The sequence below is a fragment of the Herbaspirillum rhizosphaerae genome (assembly GCF_001189965.1).
Lineage (GTDB): Bacteria > Pseudomonadota > Gammaproteobacteria > Burkholderiales > Burkholderiaceae_D > Herbaspirillum > Herbaspirillum rhizosphaerae.
In genome coordinates, this window is record NZ_LFLU01000004.1 from 343,107 (window position 1) to 365,302 (window position 22,196).

The window sequence follows — 22,196 nt, forward strand, 5'->3', positions numbered from 1 at the left end:
ATTGGGCCTAGTGTTTAAAATCCAGTTAATTCTTGGCAGGCTGCTCGCTGAGACCATCTTTCACCTCCGAATCCGACGTAACGTCCAGAGATGACGATCCACCGTTTTGCACCAGCTCTTCAGCCTTCTTGTTCATGACGATGATGCTGATACGACGATTGATCGGATTGAAAGGATCCTCCTTGTCCAGCAGTACTGCGGACGACAAGCCTACGACCCGCAACACCTTGGATTCATCCATGCCGCCGGAAATCAGCTCGCGACGCGATGCGTTGGCGCGATCGGCGGACAATTCCCAGTTGCTGTATCCCTTTTCACCGCTCGAATACGGCGTCGCATCGGTGTGCCCGGAAAGGCTGATCTTGTTCGGCACATCGTTGAGCGTCTTGCCGATTTCGCGCAGGATTTCACGCGTGTACGGTTGCAACTGCGCGCTGGCCAAGGCGAACATCGGACGGTTCTTCTCGTCCACGATCTGGATACGCAAGCCCTCTGACGTGATGTCGATCAGCAGTTGATTCTTGAATTGCTTCAACGTCGGGCTGCTGTCGATGGCGGTTTCGATGCGCTTTTTCAGCTCATCGAGACGCTGGCGCTCCGCCTTTTCAAGTTCAGCCTGGGCGGCACGCACGCTGCGCTTGTTGACGATTTCATTCTCGCCCTTGCGCAACTGGCCTTCCTGACGCGTCAGATCCTTGCCGCCGCCAGGCAGCACCGTGTTGGCATCACCGCTGCCGGAGCCGCCGGCCATCGCAACTTTGAGGGGGGTCTTGAAATATTCGGCGATACCGTTGAGGTCGCCCTTGGCCGTCGAGCCAAGCAGCCACATCAGCAGGAAGAACGCCATCATCGCCGTCACGAAGTCGGCGTAGGCGATCTTCCAGGCGCCGCCGTGATGACCGCCGCCGCCCTTTTTGATGCGCTTAACAATAATGGGACGTAGCCCTTCGTCGGCCATGCCTTACTCCTGCTGATTACTGGTCATGTCGGATTACTTGCTTTTCGCCTGTTTGACGTGCTCTTCCAGCTCGAGGAAGGACGGACGCTCTGTCGAGAACAGGACCTTACGACCGAATTCGATCGACAAGGCAGGGGCATAACCATTCAGGCTGGCGAGCAAAGTGACTTTGACGCACTGATAGATCTTGGTCGACTCATGGAGCTTTTGCTCCAGCAAGCTCGACAGCGGACCCACGAAGCCGTATGCAAGCAGAATACCGAGGAAGGTACCGACCAGCGCATGCGCAATCAGCATACCCAGTTCGGACGGCGGGATACCCACCGATTCCATTGTGTGCACCACGCCCATCACCGCCGCCACAATACCGAACGCCGGCATACCGTCGCCCAGCTTGGCAATGCAATGGACCGGGATTTCGCCTTCGTGATGGTGCGTTTCGATTTCATTGTCCATCAGATTTTCAATCTGGAACGCATCCATGTTCCCCGACACCATCAGACGCAGATAGTCGGTCATGAATTCGATCAGATGATGATCCGCCAGAACGCCGGGATATTTGCTGAAAATCGGGCTGGATTCCGGCTCTTCGATATCGCCTTCGATCGACATCAGACCTTCTTTACGCGACTTGGTCAGAATTTCGAACAGCAGCGACATCAACTCCATGTACAGCGCTTTGGTGTAGGTCGATCCCTTGAAAACCGTCGGCAACGCCTTGATGGTTGCCTTGATGGCTTTGTTGTTGTTACCGACAAGAAAAGCACCACCCGCCGCACCGCCGATCATCAGCAGTTCGATAGGTTGAAAGAGTGCCCCTAGATGCCCCCCGGCCATTGCAAATCCGCCGAAGACGGACGCCATGACGATCACATATCCAATTATGACTAACAAGTGCCTACTCCCGTCCCAGTGGCGTTCAGTGTTTTTTACCTGCTATCAGGTTACATGCAATCTTCTCAAGCAAATGATGGAATACATGACCGAAAGAGGGCTTTCATTTTCAATTACGACACCAAAGATAAAAACTTGATAACGTGAGCTGAATGTAACACAGCTCTTTTTTGTTTCACATATGCCAACCGTATAAAACCGGACCGTTTTCTTTCGGCTGCACGGCAATGTCGGGTTTAACGTCTTCAATAATGAATTCGTAGCTCAGCAACACAGTCCCGGAGCGCATTTCCGCCCTCGCCTTGTTCCACAAGGCGGTCATCGCCGCCGGCGACAGGTACGCAAAAATTACGTCATAGTCTGCAAAATCGAGCAAGGTATAGTCGCCGCGGATGAAGCCCCCCCGGCTACCGGTCAACAGCGCCCTCACATGACTCACCAACCAGGGCAGCGGCGCCAGTTCAATCCCGACAAAACGGCTGTCTTGACGGACGCGCGACAAATACAGGACAGCGCCGCCCAGGCCGCTGCCGATATCGATGACCTTCAGCGGCCTGCCGGCCGGCAGCAACGCGGCCACTGCATCCCACACCGGGCGACCGGACGGATAGAACGGCACCTGGCTGCGAAACGTCGACCAGAACAACAACAGCAGAAACAGGAAAATGACCAGAAACAGCGCAGGCGGCAACTGCAGCGAGTTGACCAAAACAGCCGCGGGCGGGAAAAAGAAGAGAATCGGCATCCACCAGGACGCCATGCGACGCACATAGGCAATACCGGCAGCCAGTGCGCCATGCAGAACAGCAAACGGAATGGGAGATACGTCGAGGCCAAAGGCATGCTCGCAAGCCTGCCGGACCAGCAGCGCCAGAACCAGCGCTGCGCATAAGACGATTAAAGCTTGTACAGCGGGCGCCTGCAGCAGAGATCTGCGCTGCCCCGACTCCATATCGGCCTCCAAGCCCTCATTAAAGCCGACTATTTTACGACGATAAAACCGGATTCAGACTCAGGCGACGGCAGCAACCATCGGCAACGCTTCGACGACCATCGGCGCGGCAATTGCATCTTTGGCCTTCTTGGTCTTGCCGGCGCGCGATGGCATGTGGCACAGACCGCAGAGATAATCCTGATGCAAGTCCAGACGATGTACGACGAAATGGCCGCCGCACTTGCTGCAGGGCGTGGTCGTCAGCATCTTGCTTTCGAAGAAGCGCACCAGCGTCCAGGCGCGGGTCAGCGACAATACCGACTCATCGCCCTCGGCGACCTGTCCGGCCTGCTCCAGATAGAGCTTGTAGGCCTTCATGACTGCTTCGATACCGGAGATTTTGGCGTACCCGACCAGGTACTTATGGATGTTGATGAACAACGAGGAGTGAATGTTTGGCTGCCAGGTGATGAACCAGTCCGTCGAGAAAGGCAACATCCCTTTCGGCGGCGATACGCCTTTCAGCTCTTTATAGAGCTTGAGAAGGCGTTCACGCGACAAGGAGGTTTCAGACTCCAGCAATTGAAGACGCGCACCCAGATTAATCAGCTCGATCGCCAATTGAATCTCTTGCGCCTCCGTTATCACGCTCTTCTTAGCCATGAACAACCCCCGATATTTTTTGCATTACGACCTGATCAACCTACCAACTCGACTTTGAACAATCAACGCCGAGCCCCATTCCCGGGTTGACCACGCAACCCCAACATACCACGAAGAATGCGATTAGCGTCAGGAAATTTGTTCGACTGGCTGACAAGCCATGAGAATGGCTGCGTGAGACTGTGCCAAGCCCTTATCTTTGTTGTAATTGGTCAGCATACCGAGGATGGCGCCATCGTCGAAACGAAAACGCGTCAGCATCATGTTGGTGCCGGCAAGCTTGAGGATCTGCGCGTTGCTCAACCCTTGAATCAGGTCGGCGATTTCGTCGCTGATACCAAGACGAAATATGGCTGTAGCTTTGTCAGAACGGATCATTTGCTGAGCCAACATCAAATAACTCAGATTTGCATCCCGAATTTCAGCCATCATGTCATTGGTATTCATTTAACCCCCCGCTCAAAATCAATTTACAACCGGTTACTTTTTCTTACCGGTAAGGCTGATTCTGAGGGGGCGAAGAAAGGCGGGAAATTAGTGGTTGTCGGTATTTTTCGTCGGTGATGACCTACATGCCAAGTAGGATTTTGTCCTACAAAAACACCGCAAAAATATTCAGAAAATCAAGATTTTTTTCTAGAGTCCTTGCTGGCATTCACTCTTGAGACAATGGGCATTGCACCGATTTAAAAAATTTCCGCAAAGAAATTAGAGTAAAAATTGAATTTATACTAATATTTTTCGCAATTAAAAATCGGCATGTTTTCCTACTTTGTTGTCCACAAGCGACTACAAAACCAGAGAAAAGATCCCATGTAACAGTCTTGTAACAAGAAGTCCGCCAAGAATACCTTATTTTTTACAATTTATTACGCCTTGCTTAAGCTTGGCTTGTTTTTGTAAAGCATGGTAACCAGCGAATTTCCGGCCGGCCAACATACCGGAGCGGCAATCAGGTCGCCATCGCCTTCAGGCTTTGCTCGATATCGGCAATCAGGTCTTCCACTGTTTCCAGACCGATATTGAAGCGGACCAATCCGCCCTGCTCCGTCCAGGTTTTACGCATGGTCTGCATGCGGTATGGCACGCACAGACTGTGTGCACCGCCCCAGCTGAAGCCGATCTTGAACAAGCGCAGGCCGTCAACGAAGCGATCGATCTGCGCTTCGCTGAAACGCGGATCGAACGTCACCGAAAACAAACCGCCGGCGCCCGAAAAATCGCGTTGCCAGATAGCGTGCCCCGGGCAATCCGGCAAGGCCGGGTGCAGCACCTTGCTGATTTCGGGACGCTGCTTGAGCCAGGCGGCAACCCGGCGCGCAGCAGCATCATGCGCGTCGAACCGCAGCCGCATGGAAGACAGGCTGCGCAACACCATATAGACGTCGTCCATGCCGACGCCGAAACCAAGCCGCATGTGCGCCAGCTCGATCTTGTGATTGATGTCATCGTCATTCGTGATGACAGCGCCCATAAGCACGTCCGAGCCGCCCGACTGGTATTTGGTCAGTGCCTGCATCACGATATCGACGCCGTGCTCAAAGGCCGGGAAAGCAAGGCCGGCCGACCAGGTGTTGTCCAGCGCCACCGGCACGCCCTTCGCGTGCGCCGCCTTGCAGATTGCCGGTACGTCGGAAACCTCCATCGACACCGACCCGGGCGCTTCCGTCCAGATCAGGCGGGTATTGTCCTGAATCAGATCGCCAATACCGGCGCCGATGAGCGGATCGTAGAACCGTGCCGTAATGCCGAAGTCGCGCTCCAGCCACTGAGCCTGGTCCTTGTTCGGACCGTAGACGTTGTCCGGCAGCAGGACGTCGTCGCCTGTCTTAAGGAGGGCAAAATTGACCAGAGAAATTGCCGCGAGACCGCTCGGAGCAACCCGGCAATGGCGACCTCCTTCGATCTCCGCCAGGCGCGCTTCCAGCGTGAACGTCGTCGGCGTGCCGTGCAGTCCGTAGGTGTAGCCGCTCTTCTCTTTCCAGTTGCGCGCGCGCATTGCGGCCACATTCGGGAAAAGCACGGTCGACGCATGGTGAATACCGACCGGCAGCGCACCAAAATTATCGGGAGGAACGTAAGCGCTGTGCACCAGCGCCGTCTGCGGAGAGAGTTTGTCTGCCACGAATTTGCCTTGGATTGTTTTTTGACCGCTTTTTGATTTCTTGAGATCGCACCGCGATCGTACAAAATTTATTGCACGCCGGCCTTCAGGGAAAACGGTTTGGTGACCGAACCGTCCAGCGTTGACCAGGTTCCGCTCAACACGCCGTTCTTGAAACTGCCTTCCCATTGGCCCGAAACGTCTTTGCCGTTATGCGATTCTTCCATCATCAAATCGTTCTGATCGACTTCGCCGGCCAGCAGGATTTGCGATCCCTGCCCAAAAATGAAGTACTGACCTTCCAGCCCGTCCTCGTCCACCTTGGGCCGCAGGCTGAGCTGAATCTTGTCGTCACCCAAAGTGCCGCGCAGCACAAGCGGCTTGCGGACGATATCCTGCAGACTTCCTGGCACCACAGCCACGGCCGCGCCCGGCTGTTGTGCAGCGGACAGTGCGGCGGAACTTAGCAAGACCAGCGGCAGCAATAACTTCAGCACGCCCAGCTTCATTACGCAGCAGCCCACAAATCGTGCGCATCGGCAGCCGTCACCACGACGTCGACAAATTCGCCGACCACGAGTTTTTTGTGCGGTTCGAAAGGCGGTTTGACATAGACGACGCCGTCGATTTCCGGCGCGTCGGCGTAGGAGCGGCCAACGCCGCCATTGCGGTCGACTTCATCGATCAGCACGCGCAAAGTTTTACCGACCTTGGCTTGCAAACGCTTCTTGGAAATCTCTTCCTGCAATTGCATGACGCGCGCGCGGCGCTCTTCACGCACTTCTTCCGGAACCGGATTGTCGAGCAGATTGGCGGTTGCGCCTTCCACCGGCGAATAGGCAAAGCAGCCCAGTCGATCGATTTCCGCTTCTTTCAGGAAGTCGAGCAGGTATTCGAATTCTGCTTCCGTCTCGCCTGGAAAACCGGCGATGAAGGTCGAGCGGATCGTCAGGTCCGGGCACATCTTGCGCCAGGCCTGGATGCGCTCGATATTCTTTTCGCCGCTGGCCGGGCGCTTCATGCGCTTGAGCACATCGGGATGCGCGTGCTGCAGCGGCACATCCAGATACGGCAACACATGGCCCTGGGCCATGAACGGGATGATCTGGTCAACGTGCGGATAGGGATAAACGTAGTGCAGGCGGACCCATGCGCCGTACTGGCGCGCCAGTTCGCCGAGCGCTTCCACCAGTTGCGTCATGTGTGTCTTGACCGGCTTGCCGTTCCAGAAACCCATGCGGAATTTCACATCCACGCCGTAAGCGCTGGTGTCTTGCGAAATGACCAGCAATTCCCTGACGCCGGCCTTGAACAGGTTTTCAGCTTCCAGCATCACGTCGGCAATCGGACGCGACACCAGGTCGCCGCGCATGGACGGGATGATGCAGAAGCTGCAGCGATGATTGCAGCCTTCGGAAATCTTGAGATATGCAAAATGCTTGGGCGTCAGCTTGACGCCCTGGGCCGGCACCAGGTCGAGGAACGGCGCATGCGGCTTGGGCAGATGCTTGTGCACCGCCTGCATGACTTCACCGACGGCGTGCGGGCCGGTAACTTCGAGCACTTTGGGATGAATCTTCTGGATCAGATCGTCGCCATCGCCGTCTTTCTTGGCGCCCAGGCAACCGGTCACGATGACTCTGCCGTTTTCGCTCAGTGCTTCGCCGATGGCGTCGAGCGACTCCTGCACCGCGGCATCGATGAAGCCGCAGGTATTGACGATGACCAGATCCGCGCCGTCATAGGACTTGGCGGTATCGTAGCCTTCGGCGCGCAATTGCGTCAGGATTTGTTCGGAGTCCACCAGGGCTTTGGGACAACCGAGCGAAACGAAGCCGACCTTGGGGGCAACCGGGGGTACGACGGAAGAAACATTGGACATGATAGACGGGCGTAAAAGCGAGATTCAGACGAAGTCGCTATTGTACCCTTGGATAGGCAGACCGACCGTAAAACGGCCCGTCCGCCTTGACAGAATGTCTACTTCTTGCCTGGATCGGCTGGAACGAAGGGGAATGTGCCAAACATATTCTTGGTCTGGCTTTGCATCTGTTCCTGCATCTGGATGAACAGGCTCTTGCTCTGCTCGATGTAGTTGCTCATCATGCCTTGCATCATCGGGCCCTGCACATTCATGAACTGGGTCCACATTTCAGGGCTGAAGGGCTTGCCTTCGTAGAAACCTTTGGAGTTTTCCGCCAGCTTGTTCTGAATGTCGATAAACGCCTGGATGTTTTTCTCCAGGTACGACCCCATCATGCCTTGCATGGCATGGCCGTAGTAACGAATGATTTGCGACAGCGCCGCACTGGAGAACATGGGCGCGCCATGCGACTCCTCTTCCAGGATGATCTGCAGCAAAATGCTGCGCGTCAGATCGTCACCGTTCTTGGCGTCGACGACAGCGAACTCCTCGTTGTCGAGGACCAGTTGCTTCACGTCGGTCAAGGTAATGTAAGAACTTGTTTGTGTATCGTACAGGCGGCGATTAGGATATTTTTTAATTAAACGCTCTGCAGAGTTTTTTGCACTTGTCATCTGAAATTCCAGTCTGTTTTCAGCTATTAAGCGGGATCGTATTATTGTGTTGATGTCGACCCGCCGGTGTACCGCATTATAGGCGGGAAACTGCGAACACATACAAGTACGCAGTTTCCCTTAAACCTGTCCCAAAAAGAACGGCGAATTGAAGCATCCGCCGTCCGGACAACTTAACCCATATGCAAACCGCCGTTCAGCGAAAAGTCGGAACCGGTGGCATAGCCACCTTCCTGCGACGCAATCCAGGCCACGATCGAGGCGATTTCTTCCGGCTCGGCCAGGCGCTTGACCGGAATCCCCGCCACGATTTTCTCCAGGACTTCAGGACGGATGGCGCGCACCATATCGGTACCGACATAGCCAGGCGACACGGTGTTGACCGTCACTCCCTTGGTGGCGACTTCCTGCGCCAGCGCCATGGTGAAGCCATGGATGCCGGCCTTGGCCGTGGAATAGTTGGTTTGCCCGAACTGGCCTTTCTGGCCGTTGACGGACGAGATGTTGATGATGCGTCCCCAACCGCGATCGACCATGCCTTCGATGACCTGTTTGGTCACGTTGAAGAGCGAGTTCAGGTTGGTGTCGATGACGGCGTCCCAGTCGGACTTGGTCATCTTGCGGAACTGGCCGTCACGTGTAATGCCGGCGTTGTTGACCAGGATGTCGATCTCGCCGATTTCGGCGCGGACCTTCTCAAACGCCGCCTTGGTCGATTCCCAGTCGGCGACGTTGCCTTCGGATGCGTGAATGTCAAAACCTTGCTCGCGCATGGAGGCCAGCCATTTTTCCTTGCGGGTCGAGTTGGGACCGCAACCGGCCACCACTGTATAACCGTCTTTGCAAAGACGCGCACAAATTGGGGTACCGATACCTCCCATGCCGCCTGTCACATATGCGATTCGCTTAACCATGTCCTGCCTCCTAATTTGTGTCGGGTGGATAACTTCAGAAGATGACGACAATCTGCTATTTCGCGTTTTCGCTTGCTTCGCTCATGCAGTCGTCTTTATGAAACCGCATCTTCGTTATTGCTGAACTTTCAGGGCTTTTTATTCGGATCTGACTTTGACGTACCTCCCTGGAGCCGGTTCAATCACTTTGTACTTTGCATTGCCTGCATTTTTCGGTGCAGCAATTTGTTTGCCCGCATGCTTGGCGAGGAAGGCCGACCACTCCGTCCACCAACTGCCGGGATGTTCTTTGGCGCCGGCGAACCAAGCCTCGGGATCGGCGCCGATTTTGTCGTTGGTCCAATAGCTGCGCTTGTTCTTCGACGGCGGATTGATCACGCCGGCAATGTGGCCGGAAGCGCCCAGCACGAAACGGTTATTGGCCGGCTTTTTGGAATTCAGGATCGCCGTCGATGCATAGGCCGATGCCCATGGCACGATGTGATCTTCGCGCGAGGCGTAAATGAACGACGGCACGTTGAGCTTGTAGAGGTCGATTTTCTCGCCGGCGATAGTCAGCTTGCCCGGATCCTTGAGCGCGTTCTCAAGATACATGTGGCGCAGGTAGTAGCAGAACATCGGTCCCGGCAAATTGGTGCTGTCGGCGTTCCAGTACAGCAGGTCGAAGGCTTGCGGCGCCTCGCCCTTGAGGTAATTCGACTCGACGTAATTCCACAGCAAGTCGTTAGGACGCAGGCTGGAAAACGCCGTCGCGAAATCGCGTCCGGACATCAGGCCGCTCGTCCCGATCATTTGCTCGCGCATCTGGATCTGGACGTCGTCGATATAGACGTCGATCGCGCCGGTATCCAGGAAATTGAGGAAGGCCGTCAGCAAGGTCAGGCTCGCGACCGGCTCTTCGCCCCGCGCGGCAAGCACTGCCAGCGCGCAGGAGAGAATGGTGCCGCCGACGCAAAAGCCCAGCGCATTGATCTGTTCCTGGCCGGAGATTTCCTGCGCCACATGAATCGCACGCACCACGGCGTCGTCGACGTACTGGTCCCAGGTGGTGGTTTCCAGCGAAGCATCTGCATTGCGCCACGAAACGAGGAAGACGGTATTGCCCTGCTCCACCGCGTAACGCACCAGCGAATTTTGCGGCTGCAGGTCGAGGATGTAAAACTTGTTGATGCAAGGCGGCACGATCAGCAAGGGACGCGCATGCACCGTTTTGGTCAGCGGTTTGTATTGGATGAGCTGGAACAGCGCATTCTCAAACACCACCGAACCTTCGGTCGTCGCCACGTCCTTGCCGACTTCGAAAGCGGTTTCATCGGTCTGGGATACGCGGCCTTTCTGCAAATCGGCAAACAATTGCGCAATACCGCGCGTCAGGCTTTCACCCTTGGTGTCGATGATCTTTTGCTGCGCTTCCGGATTGGTTGCCAGGAAGTTTGCCGGCGACAGCGCATCGATCATTTGCTGCACTGCAAAACGCAATTTCTGCTTGACCTTGTCCGTCGACTGCACCGCATCGACCAGCGACGTCAGAAAGCGCGCATTGAGCTGGTAAGCGGCGGCCTGAAACGCGAAGAAGGGATTCGATTGCCACGCCGGAGCAGACATGCGCCGGTCGGAGATGGAAGGTACTTTGGAGCTCATGACCGTCTGCCACAGACCGGCAAACTGATCGGCATAATCCTGCTGCAAGCGAAGGAGGTCGGCGGGATCGAGCGTGGCGCCGAGATCGCTCAACTTGGCCTGTATCGACTGCACATCGAGCTGCCCCGCCGGCATTGCGGGTATTGCCAGCATCGGCCACGATTGCCACATCTTGGGATCAGACAACTGATTTAGCCACGCTGAAAAGACGGGAGGGACATTCTGCGCGTTATGCTTATTCATGCTCGCTTCTACAATTTTCGCGTATTGTTACGGTTTGTCGCTCAGTCTGAAAAGCCAGAAACCACAATGTACATCGTCGCAATCGCTTGGTTATATGTCGTCTTCATGATGTCGATTACCGAACAGTCCGCCATTGCTGGAATCATGACGTTTTTCCTGTACGGCGTATTTCCTTTGACAATTGTTTTATACCTGATGGGTACACCGCAACGCAAGCGGAATCGTCAAATGAAGGAAAAATTGAAAGCCGCGCAAGACGCAGGATCAGGGCCGGTCGGCGAGGTGGAGACCGCGAACAAAAGCGAGTCCTGAATCGCAAATGGAATCAGGCCTGAAGGCTTGCGAGAATTGCATGGCGGCGAGAAACCGCCAATAGAAGAGTTTCGAAATTTCTGTCTGATGTCTGCCGATGCGCTTGCTCAAGCGCTCACTCCACAGAGCCGGACAATGCACGTTGCTACTCGGCGAGCGCATCAAGACAGTGAAAAAACTGGACCTGCAGCGCCTCGCTGACGGCCGTGCCGCGCCAGGACGGCGCGACATATACAACTGAAATGGCCAAGTAGTTTCCAAGAAATTCGGCAGCAAGTCCGGCCACGACTTCGCTGCCGTATCTGGCGTAAATCCGCATTCCATCGCTCCGCTGTTCGACATCGAATTGCAAGTCGCCCTGCAGCGATTGCGGCATCGCGTTCACCGCCAGAGATGAGACGTCAGATGCAGACCCAGCAGCAGCAAGCCGATGAAAAAGCAGCGGCGAAACAGCACGGCCGAAATCTTCCCTCTCAGCCACTGGCCGATGAACATGCCGCCCAGGGCCGGGATCAACGCCATCAGCGATACCGCCGCGCCCGTCATCTGCAGCGCCCCGCCCTGCGCCAGACCGGCGGCCATGGCGATGGTGGATATAGTGAACGACAAGCCGAGCGCCTGGATCAGTTCGTCCTTCTCCAGGTTCAGCGCCTGCAGATACGGCACCGCCGGGATAACGAAGACCGCCGTCGCCGCGGTCACCAATCCGGTTGCCAGACCGATGACGGGAGACAGCCATTTTTCCGTCCTGGCCGACACCGAGAATTTGACTGCCGCCAGTCCCAATACGGCATACACAATCAAGGCAGCGCCCAAGGCTGCGGTTGCCTGCCCGCTGTCGTCGCCGCTCATCCAGCGCGCCCCCAGCAAGGTCCCGGCAACGATACCGATCAGCATCAGCCAAAGCCGGCGCAGCAGCCAGACGAAGCGCCCTCCCGCCAGCAACTGCCAGACGTTGGTGACCAGCGACGGCACGATCAGCAACGCCGCCGCCTGCAGCGGCGGCATGAACAGTCCCAGCAGACCGACGGCAACGGTCGGCAGGCCGAGACCGACGACGCCTTTGACAAAACCCGCCAGCAAAAAAATGGCAGCCACAGCAGACAGCAGCGCCACATGCGCAGCATCAAAAGACAGCGTTGTTTGCATCGTTCCTCCACTCAAGATGAGGCAAGTCTGCCAGCTATCGTCACGGTAGAAAATCTGGAATACACTGAGCCAGCCTTCGGCTATGCCTGAGGCTGATGCGTCATCCCCATTTACCCGGATAACAAACCCGATGAGCACTCGCCTCGACCTGAACGATCTGCGCCTCTTCCTGCATATCGCCGAAACCGGCAGCATCACCGCCGGCGCCGAGCGATCTCATCTGGCGCTGGCCTCAGCGAGCGCGCGTATCCGCGGCATGGAAGATGCGCTCGGCGTCGCGCTCCTGACGCGCGAACGGCGCGGCGTGCATCTGACCGATGCCGGCCGCGCCTTGCTGCACCATGCGCGCGCAGTGCTGCAGCAAATGGACCGGATGCGCGACGAACTCAGCGAGTACGCGCACGGCCTCAAAGGCCATATCCGCCTGCTGGGCAACACCGCATCCATCACCGAATTTCTGCCCGACGCGCTGGGCGCTTTCCTGGCGCACAATCCTTACATCGACATCGATCTGGAAGAACGGCCCAGCCACGAAATCGTACAGGCGATCATTGACGGCATCGCCGACATCGGCATCGTTGCCGATTCCGTCGATACCGGACATTTGCACACCCTGCCGTTTCGCGAAGATCACCTGATGGCGGTGATGCCGCGCAAACATCCGCTCGCACGCCGCAAGCAACTGGCGTTTGCAGACATCGTCGAGGAGAATTTTATCGGCCTGAGCGGCGGCAGCGCTTTGCAGGAGCACCTTTCGGGGCATGCGATCCGCGCCGGCAAGCGACTGCAATACCGTGTGCGGCTACGCAGCTTCGACGGCATCTGCCGTATGGTGGAGCGTGAGGTTGGGATCGGCATTCTTCCCGCCACGGCGGCATTGCGCTGCCAGAAGACGATGGCGATCAAGTGCATCCCGCTGAGCGATGCCTGGGCAAAACGGCAATTATTGATTTGCGTCAGAAGCGAACCGGAATTGCCGGGTCACACCCGGCAACTGCTGGAACAATTGCAGCAGCAGGCTTGAACCTGAACGGCTATCGAAGCCAGATCAGCGAAGCCATGCGCCCCGTCACCTTGTCGCGGCGATAGGAATAAAAACGCGTATCGCTGACGGTGCAAAATCCGCCGCCGGAAACACGTGTGACGCCGACTTGCCCCAGCCGCAAACGAGCAAGCTGATAAATATCGGCAAGGAATTTCCCTTCCCGACCGGCGATCGCAGCAAAGGCGCTACGGCTTGCCGCATCATGCGAGACAAAGGCGTCGAGCACATCCTGCCCCACTTCAAACTTCTCCGGACCGATGGCCGGACCAAGCCAGGCAAGGATTTCGCCTGCACCTCGCCCGCGCATGGCGTTCACGGTGCGCTCCAGCACGCCCGACGCCAGACCGCGCCAGCCGGCATGGGCCGACCCCACCACCTTGCCCGCCGCATCGCAAAAAAGAACCGGCAGACAGTCGGCCGTCATCATGGCGCACACGACGCCAGCTTGTGTCGCAATACAGGCATCCGCCTCCGGCGCGCCTTGCACATCCGCGGCATCGGCAACGTTGACGCCATGCACCTGCGTGAGCCAGGCCGGCTCCGACGGCAAAATGCTGCGCAGCAGACGACGATTATGGGCAACGTGTTCAGGCGCATCCTGCACGTGCACACCCAGATTCAGCCCGCCGCCGCCCTGCCCGTCGCCATACGGCCCCAGACTTGCGCCGCCCTGGCGCAAGGTCGTCAGGGCGCCGACATTGTCTGGCCGATCGCGCCAGTCCGGAATCAGCAGTTCCATGAAATCACTCGTCCAGTGTCTTGAGGACGTCGACAGCAATGCCGGCGCGACCGAGCAGCTCGGTGAAATCTTCCGGCAACGCGACTTCCCACTGGCATGCCTTGCCGCTGACCGGATGCACCAGCCCGAGTCGCCACGCCTGCAGCGCCTGGCGCGGGAAAAACGGCATCAGATGGGTCTTGCCGTACAGCGCATCGCCGACCAGCGCAAAACCCAGCGACTGCATATGCACGCGGATCTGATGCGTCCGGCCTGTTTCCAATTGGCAATGCACCAGGCTGACCGCGCGGCCATCCAGTGCACCCACGGCAACGCGCTGATAGTGGGTAATGGCCGGTTTGGCGCTCATGCTTTCCGACACGGCCATCTTGATGCGATCGCGCGGATGGCGGGCCATGGCGCCGTCGATGGTGCCCGACAACTGCGGCGTCCCCCACACCAGCGCCAGATAACGGCGCTTGACCGTACGCGCCTGCAACTGGCGCACCAGATCGGTCTGCGCCGCCAGCGTCTTGGCGACCACCATCAGACCGCTGGTGTCTTTGTCCAGCCGATGCACGATGCCGGCGCGCGGCACCCCGCCCAAGGCCGGGAAATGATGTAATAAACCGTTAAGAAGCGTGCCCGACCAGTTACCTGCAGCGGGATGAACCACCAGTCCGGCCGGCTTGTTGACCACCAGTATGGCCTTGTCTTCGTGCACGATGTCCAGGTCCATGGGCTCCGGCTGGAAGGCGGTATCCTCCGGCGCAGCCTGGGGCGTAATGACCACGACTTCGTCGCCCAGCACCGTCATTTTGGTGCGGGCGGGATTGCCGTCCACGGTCACGAAACCAGCCTCAATCCATTGCTGGATGCGGCTGCGCGAATATTGAGGCACAAGTGTGGAGACCACCTTGTCGAGTCTGCTGCCGCAGTCGTCGTCGGTCAGCCTGAGGGTAATCGGTTCGTTGCCTTCTGCAACCTCGTCGACGATTTCGTCGAGCGCGTCATCTCCCGCGTCTGTTTCGATAGGTTCGGCTGCAAAAGCTTTTGCAACCTTAGGGGGAGTGGTACGTGACATCAGCTATAATCAGTGGATTGAAATTTCTTGTTTCTTTGCACCCGCTCAAACTGCTCATACGTCATGCAAAAAATCTTATTGAAGTTGCTTACCGTCGCATTCGTCCTGTCTTTGTCCGCATGCGGCTTGCTGCCTGAACAAAAAGACGAGACGGTTGGGTGGTCCGCGTCCAAATTATACTCGGAAGCCAAGGATGAACTGACCGCCGGCGGTTACGAGAAGTCAATCAAGTACTTCGAGAAACTCGAATCGCGCTATCCCTTCGGCACTTATGCACAGCAGGCGCAGATGGATATCGCCTACGCTTACTACCGCCTGAACGATCAGCCGCAGGGTCTGGCAGCGGTTGACCGCTTCATCAAGCTGCATCCGAATCACCCCAACGTCGACTACATGTATTACCTGCGCGGCCTGATCAACTTCAATGATCGCACCAGCATTTTCGACACCTTCACCGATCAGGACAACACCGAGCGCGACCCCAAGGCCGTGCGCGATGCCTTCGATTCGTTCAAGCTGCTGGCTGAACGTTTCCCTGACAGCACCTACACCCCTGACGCGATGGCGCGCATGAAATACCTGGTCAATGCCATGGCGCAATACGACGTCCACGTCGCCAAGTATTACTATCGCCGCGGCGCCTACGTATCTGCCGTCAATCGCTCCCAGGCCGCGATCAAGGATTACCCTGACGCGCCGGCCGTCGAAGAAGCGCTGTTCATCATGATGCGCTCCTACGAAGCGATGGGCCAGAAGCAATTGCGCGACGACACCGAACGCGTCATCCAGGCGACCTACCCGAACAGCCCGTACTACACCGGCGGTCCGAAGGACGTCAAAGCCAAGCCTTGGTGGAAGATCTGGTAAATCGGCACCAATCTGAAAGCACACTCACAAAGCCCCGCATTGCGGGGCTTTGTTCATGCCCACTCGGATCCGGCATTGCCGGAACTGACCGGATCGCAGCGCAGCACACTGCATTTGCTTGCTGCTATCGCCATTATTTCAAGCAACCATGTTGTTATTTCGGCAAACCATCTGGTTGACGAACTTACCTCGCCATAGAATGGGAAATCAATACCAAATGCCTGGCAATACGCACAAGACCAGGCGTCACCCGATTTAGCTCGCCGATCTCCTGAAAAACGACACCCGCTGCATGCGCGGTGCCTAACTATGCCCTACAGGAGAGCGAGATGAGATGGTTTTACGACTTACAGATTTCCCAAAAATTGCTGGCGTCCTTCGTGCTGGTCCTCGGACTCACCACGACACTAGGCGCTCTGTCGGTCTACCAATTGGCGAAACTCAATCGCGCCTCCTCCGAAATCGCCACCAACTGGCTGCCCAGCATCAAGGTCGCACAGAAACTCCAGACCACACTGTCGCGCATGCGCGCCATCCAGCTCCAACACATCCTTGCGACCGATGAAAGCGGCTTGCTCCGGAACGAGCAGGAACTCAACATACAGAACCAGTCCTTCCGGCAAGAATTGCTTGATTTTGCTCCTCTGGCGGGCACCAGCGAAGAACAGGAAACCGCGGCAAAACTGACGCAGGAATTCGATGCGCTCCTTCCGCTACAAAAGAAGATGCTTGCCATTTCCCGCACCGGCAAAAGCGCAGACGCCTACGCGGTCCAGATGCATGAATTCAATCCCCTGTATTTCCGCATGCTGGCCGACGCCGATCGGCTGGTTGCCATCAATCAGAACGGCAGCATCGTCGCCGATGCAAGCGCGCGCGACATCTTCCGCTCTTCCCGCATCATGATCATCGGCTTGCTGGGCTGCAGCATCGTGCTTGGGCTGCTGCTGGCGCTCTGGATGTCGCGCCTGGTGGTGCGGCCATTGCGGCAAGCCGTCCACATTGCCCAACGCGTCGCCGGCGGCGACCTGACCATGGATATATGCCCCGCCAGCAAAGATGAAACCGGCCAGTTGATGGCCTCGCTCAAGACCATGAACGACAGCCTGCTCAAGATCGTCAGCCAGGTGCGCAACGGCACCGACACCATCGCCACCGCATCGGGCCAGATCGCCACCGGCAATAGCGATCTCTCAACCCGCACGGAGGAACAAGTGTCGACCTTGCAGGCCACGGCCGCCTCCATGAAAGACCTGACCGACACCGTCAAACAAAATGCGGACAACGCCATCCAGGCAAACCGATTAGCGGTCTCGGCCTCGGATGTCGCGGCCCAGGGCGGCAGCGTAGTCGAACAAGTGGTGGACACCATGGAATCGATCAACGCCTCCTCAAAAAAGATCGCCGACATCATCAGCGTCATCGACGGCATCGCCTTTCAGACCAACATCCTGGCGCTCAATGCAGCAGTAGAGGCGGCGCGGGCCGGCGAGCAAGGGCGAGGCTTTGCCGTGGTGGCGACAGAAGTGCGCAACCTGGCGCAACGTTCAGCCAGCGCCGCCAAAGACATCAAATCGCTGATCAATGACTCGGTCACCAAAGTCGACGCCGGCAGCAAGTTGGTGGCGCAAGCCGGCTCGACCATGCAGGATATCGTCCACAGCGTCAAACGCGTGACCGACATCGTCAGCGGTATCGCCAATGCCAGCAAAACGCAAAGCGATCGCATTGCGCAAGTCAATCAAAGCATAGGACAGATGGATGAAGCCACGCAGCAAAATGCCGCGCTGGTGGAAGAAGCCTCCGCCGCGGCGCAATCCCTGCAAGACCAGGCCGCAAGACTGGCGCAAGTGGTGGGCGTATTCAAGCTCGACAATCTGGCGGTCATGGGAAACCGCAGCGCCGTGAAAGAAATTGGCGTGGATCAGCCGTCACGGCAACTGCAAATTCCGGCCGGCGATCCGAGTCACTGGGATCAATTCTGATCGTGGCAAAAAAAAACGCGCCGGCCGGCGCGTTTTACATTGGCGAAGCCCGCTCAGTCCCCAATACGCCGGCGGAACACCCACGATGTTTCGCTCGACACCGCTTCATCGAAAGCATAGCCATCCAGGTCAAAGTTCTTCAGCTTTTCCGCCTGATTGACGCCTTTGAGCGCCGCGTATCGCGCCATCAGGCCGCGCGCACGTTTGGCATAGAAAGAAATGATCTTGTACTTGCCGCCCTTCCAGTCTTCAAACACGGGCGAAATCACCTTGGCGTCGAGCACCTTGGGCTTGACCACCTTGAAATACTCTTCCGACGCCAGATTCACCAGCACCTTGGATTTATGCTGCGCCAGTTCGACGTTCAGCGCCCTGGTGACGTCTTCGCCCCAGAAGGCATACAAGTCCTTGCCATGCGGGTTCGGCAGCCTGGTGCCCATTTCCAGGCGATACGGCTGCATCAGGTCCAACGGACGCAAGGCGCCGTACAGGCCCGACAAGATGCGCACATGCGTTTGCACGTAATCGAGTTGCTTCGCAGAAAGCGAAGCGGCGTTGAGGCCTTCATACACATCGCCGTTGAAAGCCAGCACCGCCTGCTTGCTGTTCTTGGTCGTGAATTTGCGCGACCAGGAGGCATAGCGCTCGACGTTCAGGGCCGCCAACTGGTCGGAAATCCCCATCAGGGTGGAGATTTGCGCCGGTGACTTTTCTCTCAGGACATCAATCAGCTCGGCCGAGCGCGCGATGAAATCAGGCTTGGTATGCAGATCAGTCGTTGGCGGGGTGTCGTAATCGAGGGATTTGGCGGGCGATAAAACGATGAGCATGAATGGATCCGTTTGAATTTTTCGTAATGATACCGAAACCGCTGCGCCCCGTCTCGACGGCGGCGAAACAGGCCCGGATGTTGCACTGTCCAGGGACCTGCCCGGCGGCAATAGACGAGTGTTGCTAATTCACCAAAGCCAAAACTAATTCTCCCGCCTCCTAAACTTATTCTTAGAATAGTCGTTCACAGTCGTACGCGGTATGGGGCCGACAATCCAAGCAAGCAAAACCAGCAACGCCCCCTCCCGCTCCTCATATTTGCCGCACAACAAAAGCAACAGGAATTGCATTGCTCCATCAAAGCAAGCCGCTACATTCACTGACAGGGAGGCTCTATGAAGTGGTTCTACGATTTGCGAATTTCCAAAAAGCTGTTGATCTCGTTCATTATCGTTCTGGCCCTGACCACGACGCTCGGCATTTTTTCCATCGTCCAGCTGGGCAAGGTCAATCAGGCCTCGACCGATATCGCCACCAACTGGATGCCCAGCGTCACGACTTCCCTGGAATTGAAAGTGCTGCTGGTGCGCATCCGCACGGTGCAATTGCAGCACGTGCTGTCGACCAAGGAAGAAGATTTCGTCAGCAATGAAAAACTGCTCGACGACATGGTCCCCGCCATCAAAAAGAAACTCGCCGACTATGAAAAGCTGGTCGACACCGACGTCGAAAAAGCGGTCTTCCCTCAGTTCGTCAAGAATCTCGATGCCTTCCTCGCCCTGCAAAAGAAAATCCTTGAGCTCTCCCGCGCCAACAAGAACGACGAAGCCCGCGACGTTATCGTGAAGGAAGCCACGCCGATCTATCTGGCCATGTTCGCCAATGCCGACAAGCTCGTCGCCGTCAATCAGGAAGGCGCCAAGGGCGCAGATGAAGCGGCGGAAAAAACCTATCGTTCTTCGCGCATTCTCATTGTCGGCATGCTGGCGGGCTGCATCGTCATCGGTATGCTGATGGCGGTCTGGGTCGCGCGCATCGTGTCCAATCCGTTGCGCGAGGCTGTCGATGTCGCCCAGCGCGTTGCCGACGGCGACCTTACCGCTGACATTCATCCCTCCAGCAAGGATGAAACCGGCCAGCTGATGACCTCGCTCAAAGCCATGAACGACAGCCTGTTCAAAATCGTCAGCCAGGTCCGCCAGGGCACCGATACCATCGCCACTGCGTCCAACGAAATCGCCGTCGGCAATCTCGACCTGTCCAGCCGCACCGAACAGCAAGCCAGTTCGCTGGAAGAAACCGCCTCCTCGATGGAAGAACTCACCTCCACCGTCAAGCAAAACGCGGACAACGCACGCCAGGCCAACCAACTGGCGGTGTCGGCATCCGAAGTCGCCATCCAGGGCGGCAGCGTGGTGGAACAAGTGGTCAACACCATGGGTTCGATCAACGATTCGTCCAAGAAAATCGTCGACATCATCAGCGTGATCGACGGCATCGCCTTCCAGACCAATATCCTGGCGCTCAATGCAGCCGTGGAAGCGGCCCGCGCCGGCGAACAGGGACGCGGCTTTGCCGTGGTGGCGTCGGAAGTGCGCAGCCTGGCGCAACGCTCCGCCAGCGCCGCCAAGGAAATCAAGGCGCTGATCGACGACTCGGTGGAAAAAGTCGACACCGGCAGCAAGCTGGTCGCGCAGGCCGGCTCGACCATGCACGAAGTCGTCAGCAGCGTCAAACGCGTGACCGACATCGTCGCCGAAATCAGCGCCGCCAGCCAGGAGCAAAGCACCGGCATCGGCGAAGTCAATCAGGCGATTACGCAAATGGATGAAGTGACGCAGCAAAATGCCGCGCTGGTGGAAGAAGCGGCGGCTGCCGCACAATCGCTGCAGGATCAGGCCTCGAAACTGGCCGAAGTCGTCAGCGTCTTCAAGCTCGACAGCGCGCACGTCAGGGCGGCGCCTGTCGTCAAGCCGGCAGCCGGAAAACCGGCGGCGCCGGCGGTCAAAGCCGCACAACCGGCCAGGCTTGCCGTCCGCGCGCCCGAGTCGCAGACACCGCGCCAGATCAAACAACCCGCTGCCGATGACGGCGGCTCCTGGGAGCAGTTCTGACACGCGTGTTTCTTTATCGGCAGACACCAGACCGCATGCCATCCGATGCGGTCTTTTTTTGCCTGCGATCAATTCGCGACTGAAGATTCATCGATAAATGGCCGATAAGCAAAATGAGGTTTCCAGTTAAGCAAATGCTGCAGACATAGATTAGTATCTGCCTATGGAACAATGCAGGAAGCGCGCAGACAAAGCGTAAGGAAGAACGCCATTGCGCATCGCTCGTTTCGTCACGACAATGCTCGTCCGCAAGGTGCGGGCAATGTGAAAACGATAACAAACAGCGAAGCGAATTGACGCACCATTCCTGCACACCCCGACCACACAGGAGGAGATATGAAACGCGACAAATCATTGATGGCGGACATCCTTAAAACGCTGTCCTCATTCGGCACGTCTTACGGCGACGTCGAAAAGATCCAGAGCAATCTCGCCACCCAGAACACCCCGCCGGAGCTGATCCTGCACCATCTGCGCCTGCTGCATGATCGCGGCCTGGTGGCGGTCGACATCCATCAATTCTGGCGCGTCAGCGATCAGGGCTACGACGTCCTCGACGCCGGCAACGACCTCAACGCCCCGGCAAATCCGGCAGATACTACGAAAGCGCGCGGTTTTGACAATTAGTACAGAAACAATCAACACCTCTTCCGGCGGCCCGTCCGCGCTTGAGCGTCCTGCCGGCAACGGCGTCGACACAACGCGCCGCATCGTCCTCGACACCAATGTCTGCCTGGATCTGTTCGTCTTTCGCGATCCCCGCTGGGCCGGCTTGCTGCAAGCCATGGAAAGCGGAGAAGTCCAGGCTCTCACGCGCGAGGACTGCCGCATGGAATGGCTGGTGGTGCTCAACTACCCCCACCTGCCGCTCACGGAAGACGACAAGCCCGGCATCCGCGCCGAGTTCGATCGCCTGATAGCCTGCCTGCCGAACGCAGCCGTCAATACCTTCGGCCTGCCGATCTGCACCGACCCCGACGATCAGAAATTCCTGGAGCTGTCGCTGCAGGCCGAGGCCGAAGTGCTCATCACCAAAGACAAGGCCTTGTTAAAGCTGGCGAAAAAAACCGCCCGCAAGAACATGTTCGCCATCATGACGCCGCAAACCTGGCACGCATCCCTTGCAGCCGCTGCGGCGCAACCGGCATCGTCATAACCGGGATATCGGAACGACATCGCCGGTAGCCATGCACCAAGTCGGAACAGCGCCCCAAATCCGGCTAAAATGCCATCTTTGTCTGTTTGTCACCTTATTCGCCTAC

General features: G+C 57.3%; 23 protein-coding genes. 7 read left to right on the plus strand and 16 right to left on the minus strand.

Going from position 1 to position 22,196, the window contains the following annotated elements; genetic code table 11:
- Positions 1 to 25: 25 nt before the first annotated feature.
- From motB to phaC, 11 genes are all read right to left on the minus strand, one after another.
- The gene (gene motB, locus AKL25_RS08810; RefSeq protein WP_050477257.1) at positions 26 to 958 is read right to left on the minus strand and encodes a flagellar motor protein MotB; all 933 of its coding nucleotides are present in this window, start codon (positions 956 to 958) and stop codon (positions 26 to 28) included.
- Positions 959 to 991: 33 nt separating this feature from the next.
- Positions 992 to 1,852, minus strand: a complete 861-nt coding sequence (gene motA / locus AKL25_RS08815; RefSeq protein WP_050477258.1) for a flagellar motor stator protein MotA — start codon at positions 1,850 to 1,852, stop codon at positions 992 to 994.
- Positions 1,853 to 2,027: 175 nt separating this feature from the next.
- Entirely contained in the window at positions 2,028 to 2,804 is a 777-nt protein-coding gene (locus AKL25_RS08820; RefSeq protein WP_050477259.1) for a class I SAM-dependent methyltransferase, read from the minus strand.
- Between the two features lie 60 nt (positions 2,805 to 2,864).
- Positions 2,865 to 3,449, minus strand: coding sequence for a flagellar transcriptional regulator FlhC (gene flhC, locus AKL25_RS08825; RefSeq protein WP_050477260.1), 585 nt, complete (start codon positions 3,447 to 3,449; stop codon positions 2,865 to 2,867).
- A 129-nt stretch (positions 3,450 to 3,578) separates the two neighbouring features.
- Entirely contained in the window at positions 3,579 to 3,896 is a 318-nt protein-coding gene (gene flhD / locus AKL25_RS08830; RefSeq protein ID WP_050477261.1) for a flagellar transcriptional regulator FlhD, read from the minus strand.
- A 505-nt stretch (positions 3,897 to 4,401) separates the two neighbouring features.
- Positions 4,402 to 5,574, minus strand: a complete 1,173-nt coding sequence (locus AKL25_RS08835; RefSeq protein WP_050477262.1) for a cystathionine beta-lyase — start codon at positions 5,572 to 5,574, stop codon at positions 4,402 to 4,404.
- 68 nt (positions 5,575 to 5,642) lie between these two features.
- Positions 5,643 to 6,062, minus strand: a complete 420-nt coding sequence (locus AKL25_RS08840; RefSeq protein WP_050477263.1) for a hypothetical protein — start codon at positions 6,060 to 6,062, stop codon at positions 5,643 to 5,645.
- On the minus strand, positions 6,062 to 7,435 hold the full coding sequence (gene rimO, locus AKL25_RS08845) for a 30S ribosomal protein S12 methylthiotransferase RimO (RefSeq protein ID WP_050477264.1): 1,374 nt from the start codon (positions 7,433 to 7,435) through the stop codon (positions 6,062 to 6,064). The genes AKL25_RS08840 and rimO overlap by 1 nt, the downstream gene beginning before the upstream one ends.
- 98 nt (positions 7,436 to 7,533) lie before the next feature.
- Positions 7,534 to 8,091, minus strand: a complete 558-nt coding sequence (phaR, locus tag AKL25_RS08850; protein WP_050477265.1) for a polyhydroxyalkanoate synthesis repressor PhaR — start codon at positions 8,089 to 8,091, stop codon at positions 7,534 to 7,536.
- A 173-nt stretch (positions 8,092 to 8,264) separates the two neighbouring features.
- The gene (locus AKL25_RS08855; RefSeq protein ID WP_050477266.1) at positions 8,265 to 9,005 is read right to left on the minus strand and encodes a 3-ketoacyl-ACP reductase; all 741 of its coding nucleotides are present in this window, start codon (positions 9,003 to 9,005) and stop codon (positions 8,265 to 8,267) included.
- Between the two features lie 138 nt (positions 9,006 to 9,143).
- Positions 9,144 to 10,889 carry a class I poly(R)-hydroxyalkanoic acid synthase gene (gene phaC, locus AKL25_RS08860; protein ID WP_050477267.1) on the minus strand — a complete coding sequence of 582 codons (1,746 nt, stop codon included), beginning with the start codon at positions 10,887 to 10,889 and terminating at the stop codon, positions 9,144 to 9,146.
- A gap of 66 nt (positions 10,890 to 10,955) precedes the next feature.
- Between phaC and AKL25_RS08865 the strand changes: the two genes are divergently transcribed.
- The gene (locus AKL25_RS08865) at positions 10,956 to 11,201 is read left to right on the plus strand and encodes a hypothetical protein (RefSeq protein WP_050477268.1); all 246 of its coding nucleotides are present in this window, start codon (positions 10,956 to 10,958) and stop codon (positions 11,199 to 11,201) included.
- Positions 11,202 to 11,346: 145 nt separating this feature from the next.
- Here the strand turns inward: AKL25_RS08865 and AKL25_RS08870 are convergent, their stop codons facing one another.
- A complete protein-coding gene (locus AKL25_RS08870) occupies positions 11,347 to 11,577 on the minus strand; it encodes a hypothetical protein (protein ID WP_050477269.1) in 231 nt (76 codons plus the stop codon).
- 5 nt (positions 11,578 to 11,582) lie between these two features.
- A complete protein-coding gene (locus tag AKL25_RS08875; protein WP_050477270.1) occupies positions 11,583 to 12,350 on the minus strand; it encodes a sulfite exporter TauE/SafE family protein in 768 nt (255 codons plus the stop codon).
- A 130-nt stretch (positions 12,351 to 12,480) separates the two neighbouring features.
- Here AKL25_RS08875 and AKL25_RS08880 point away from each other — a divergent pair, with 130 nt between their 5' ends.
- Positions 12,481 to 13,374 carry a LysR substrate-binding domain-containing protein gene (locus tag AKL25_RS08880; protein ID WP_050477271.1) on the plus strand — a complete coding sequence of 298 codons (894 nt, stop codon included), beginning with the start codon at positions 12,481 to 12,483 and terminating at the stop codon, positions 13,372 to 13,374.
- Positions 13,375 to 13,384: 10 nt separating this feature from the next.
- Here the strand turns inward: AKL25_RS08880 and pgeF are convergent, their stop codons facing one another.
- Together pgeF and AKL25_RS08890 are read right to left on the minus strand one after the other, a co-directional pair.
- The gene (gene pgeF, locus AKL25_RS08885) at positions 13,385 to 14,134 is read right to left on the minus strand and encodes a peptidoglycan editing factor PgeF (protein WP_050477272.1); all 750 of its coding nucleotides are present in this window, start codon (positions 14,132 to 14,134) and stop codon (positions 13,385 to 13,387) included.
- A 4-nt stretch (positions 14,135 to 14,138) separates the two neighbouring features.
- On the minus strand, positions 14,139 to 15,197 hold the full coding sequence (locus tag AKL25_RS08890; RefSeq protein ID WP_050477273.1) for an RluA family pseudouridine synthase: 1,059 nt from the start codon (positions 15,195 to 15,197) through the stop codon (positions 14,139 to 14,141).
- A gap of 63 nt (positions 15,198 to 15,260) precedes the next feature.
- On the opposite strand from AKL25_RS08890, the gene AKL25_RS08895 reads away from it, so the two are divergent.
- The gene (locus AKL25_RS08895) at positions 15,261 to 16,064 is read left to right on the plus strand and encodes an outer membrane protein assembly factor BamD (protein WP_050477274.1); all 804 of its coding nucleotides are present in this window, start codon (positions 15,261 to 15,263) and stop codon (positions 16,062 to 16,064) included.
- Between the two features lie 329 nt (positions 16,065 to 16,393).
- Positions 16,394 to 18,049 (plus strand): methyl-accepting chemotaxis protein, encoded by a 1,656-nt coding sequence (locus AKL25_RS08900; RefSeq protein ID WP_050477275.1) that lies wholly within the window; start codon positions 16,394 to 16,396, stop codon positions 18,047 to 18,049.
- Between the two features lie 53 nt (positions 18,050 to 18,102).
- On the opposite strand, the gene yaaA is transcribed toward AKL25_RS08900, so the two are convergent.
- A complete protein-coding gene (gene yaaA / locus AKL25_RS08905; protein WP_050477276.1) occupies positions 18,103 to 18,879 on the minus strand; it encodes a peroxide stress protein YaaA in 777 nt (258 codons plus the stop codon).
- A gap of 336 nt (positions 18,880 to 19,215) precedes the next feature.
- On the opposite strand from yaaA, the gene AKL25_RS08910 reads away from it, so the two are divergent.
- The 3 genes from AKL25_RS08910 (at position 19,216) to AKL25_RS08920 (ending at position 22,090) form a co-directional block, all read left to right on the plus strand.
- On the plus strand, positions 19,216 to 20,934 hold the full coding sequence (locus AKL25_RS08910; protein ID WP_050477277.1) for a methyl-accepting chemotaxis protein: 1,719 nt from the start codon (positions 19,216 to 19,218) through the stop codon (positions 20,932 to 20,934).
- A 336-nt stretch (positions 20,935 to 21,270) separates the two neighbouring features.
- Positions 21,271 to 21,561 carry a hypothetical protein gene (locus AKL25_RS08915; RefSeq protein WP_050477278.1) on the plus strand — a complete coding sequence of 97 codons (291 nt, stop codon included), beginning with the start codon at positions 21,271 to 21,273 and terminating at the stop codon, positions 21,559 to 21,561.
- Complete coding sequence (locus AKL25_RS08920; protein WP_083444621.1) at positions 21,551 to 22,090, plus strand: PIN domain-containing protein; 540 nt, start codon at positions 21,551 to 21,553, stop codon at positions 22,088 to 22,090. The genes AKL25_RS08915 and AKL25_RS08920 overlap by 11 nt, the downstream gene beginning before the upstream one ends.
- Positions 22,091 to 22,196 lie beyond the last annotated feature (106 nt).

Coding starts and splice junctions, on each gene's coding strand:
- flhC (WP_050477260.1), bottom strand. CDS start 3,449: ATGGCTAAGAAGAGCGTGATAACGGAGGCGCAAGAGATTCAATTGGCG.
- AKL25_RS08880 (WP_050477271.1), top strand. CDS start 12,481: ATGAGCACTCGCCTCGACCTGAACGATCTGCGCCTCTTCCTGCATATC.
- flhD (WP_050477261.1), bottom strand. CDS start 3,896: ATGAATACCAATGACATGATGGCTGAAATTCGGGATGCAAATCTGAGT.
- AKL25_RS08900 (WP_050477275.1), top strand. CDS start 16,394: ATGAGATGGTTTTACGACTTACAGATTTCCCAAAAATTGCTGGCGTCC.
- AKL25_RS08840 (WP_050477263.1), bottom strand. CDS start 6,062: ATGAAGCTGGGCGTGCTGAAGTTATTGCTGCCGCTGGTCTTGCTAAGT.
- AKL25_RS08875 (WP_050477270.1), bottom strand. CDS start 12,350: ATGCAAACAACGCTGTCTTTTGATGCTGCGCATGTGGCGCTGCTGTCT.
- AKL25_RS08890 (WP_050477273.1), bottom strand. CDS start 15,197: ATGTCACGTACCACTCCCCCTAAGGTTGCAAAAGCTTTTGCAGCCGAA.
- AKL25_RS08915 (WP_050477278.1), top strand. CDS start 21,271: ATGAAACGCGACAAATCATTGATGGCGGACATCCTTAAAACGCTGTCC.
- phaR (WP_050477265.1), bottom strand. CDS start 8,091: ATGACAAGTGCAAAAAACTCTGCAGAGCGTTTAATTAAAAAATATCCT.
- phaC (WP_050477267.1), bottom strand. CDS start 10,889: ATGAATAAGCATAACGCGCAGAATGTCCCTCCCGTCTTTTCAGCGTGG.
- pgeF (WP_050477272.1), bottom strand. CDS start 14,134: ATGGAACTGCTGATTCCGGACTGGCGCGATCGGCCAGACAATGTCGGC.
- motB (WP_050477257.1), bottom strand. CDS start 958: ATGGCCGACGAAGGGCTACGTCCCATTATTGTTAAGCGCATCAAAAAG.
- AKL25_RS08910 (WP_050477277.1), top strand. CDS start 19,216: ATGAAGTGGTTCTACGATTTGCGAATTTCCAAAAAGCTGTTGATCTCG.
- yaaA (WP_050477276.1), bottom strand. CDS start 18,879: ATGCTCATCGTTTTATCGCCCGCCAAATCCCTCGATTACGACACCCCG.
- AKL25_RS08855 (WP_050477266.1), bottom strand. CDS start 9,005: ATGGTTAAGCGAATCGCATATGTGACAGGCGGCATGGGAGGTATCGGT.
- AKL25_RS08820 (WP_050477259.1), bottom strand. CDS start 2,804: ATGGAGTCGGGGCAGCGCAGATCTCTGCTGCAGGCGCCCGCTGTACAA.
- AKL25_RS08865 (WP_050477268.1), top strand. CDS start 10,956: ATGTACATCGTCGCAATCGCTTGGTTATATGTCGTCTTCATGATGTCG.
- rimO (WP_050477264.1), bottom strand. CDS start 7,435: ATGTCCAATGTTTCTTCCGTCGTACCCCCGGTTGCCCCCAAGGTCGGC.
- AKL25_RS08870 (WP_050477269.1), bottom strand. CDS start 11,577: ATGCCGCAATCGCTGCAGGGCGACTTGCAATTCGATGTCGAACAGCGG.
- AKL25_RS08895 (WP_050477274.1), top strand. CDS start 15,261: ATGCAAAAAATCTTATTGAAGTTGCTTACCGTCGCATTCGTCCTGTCT.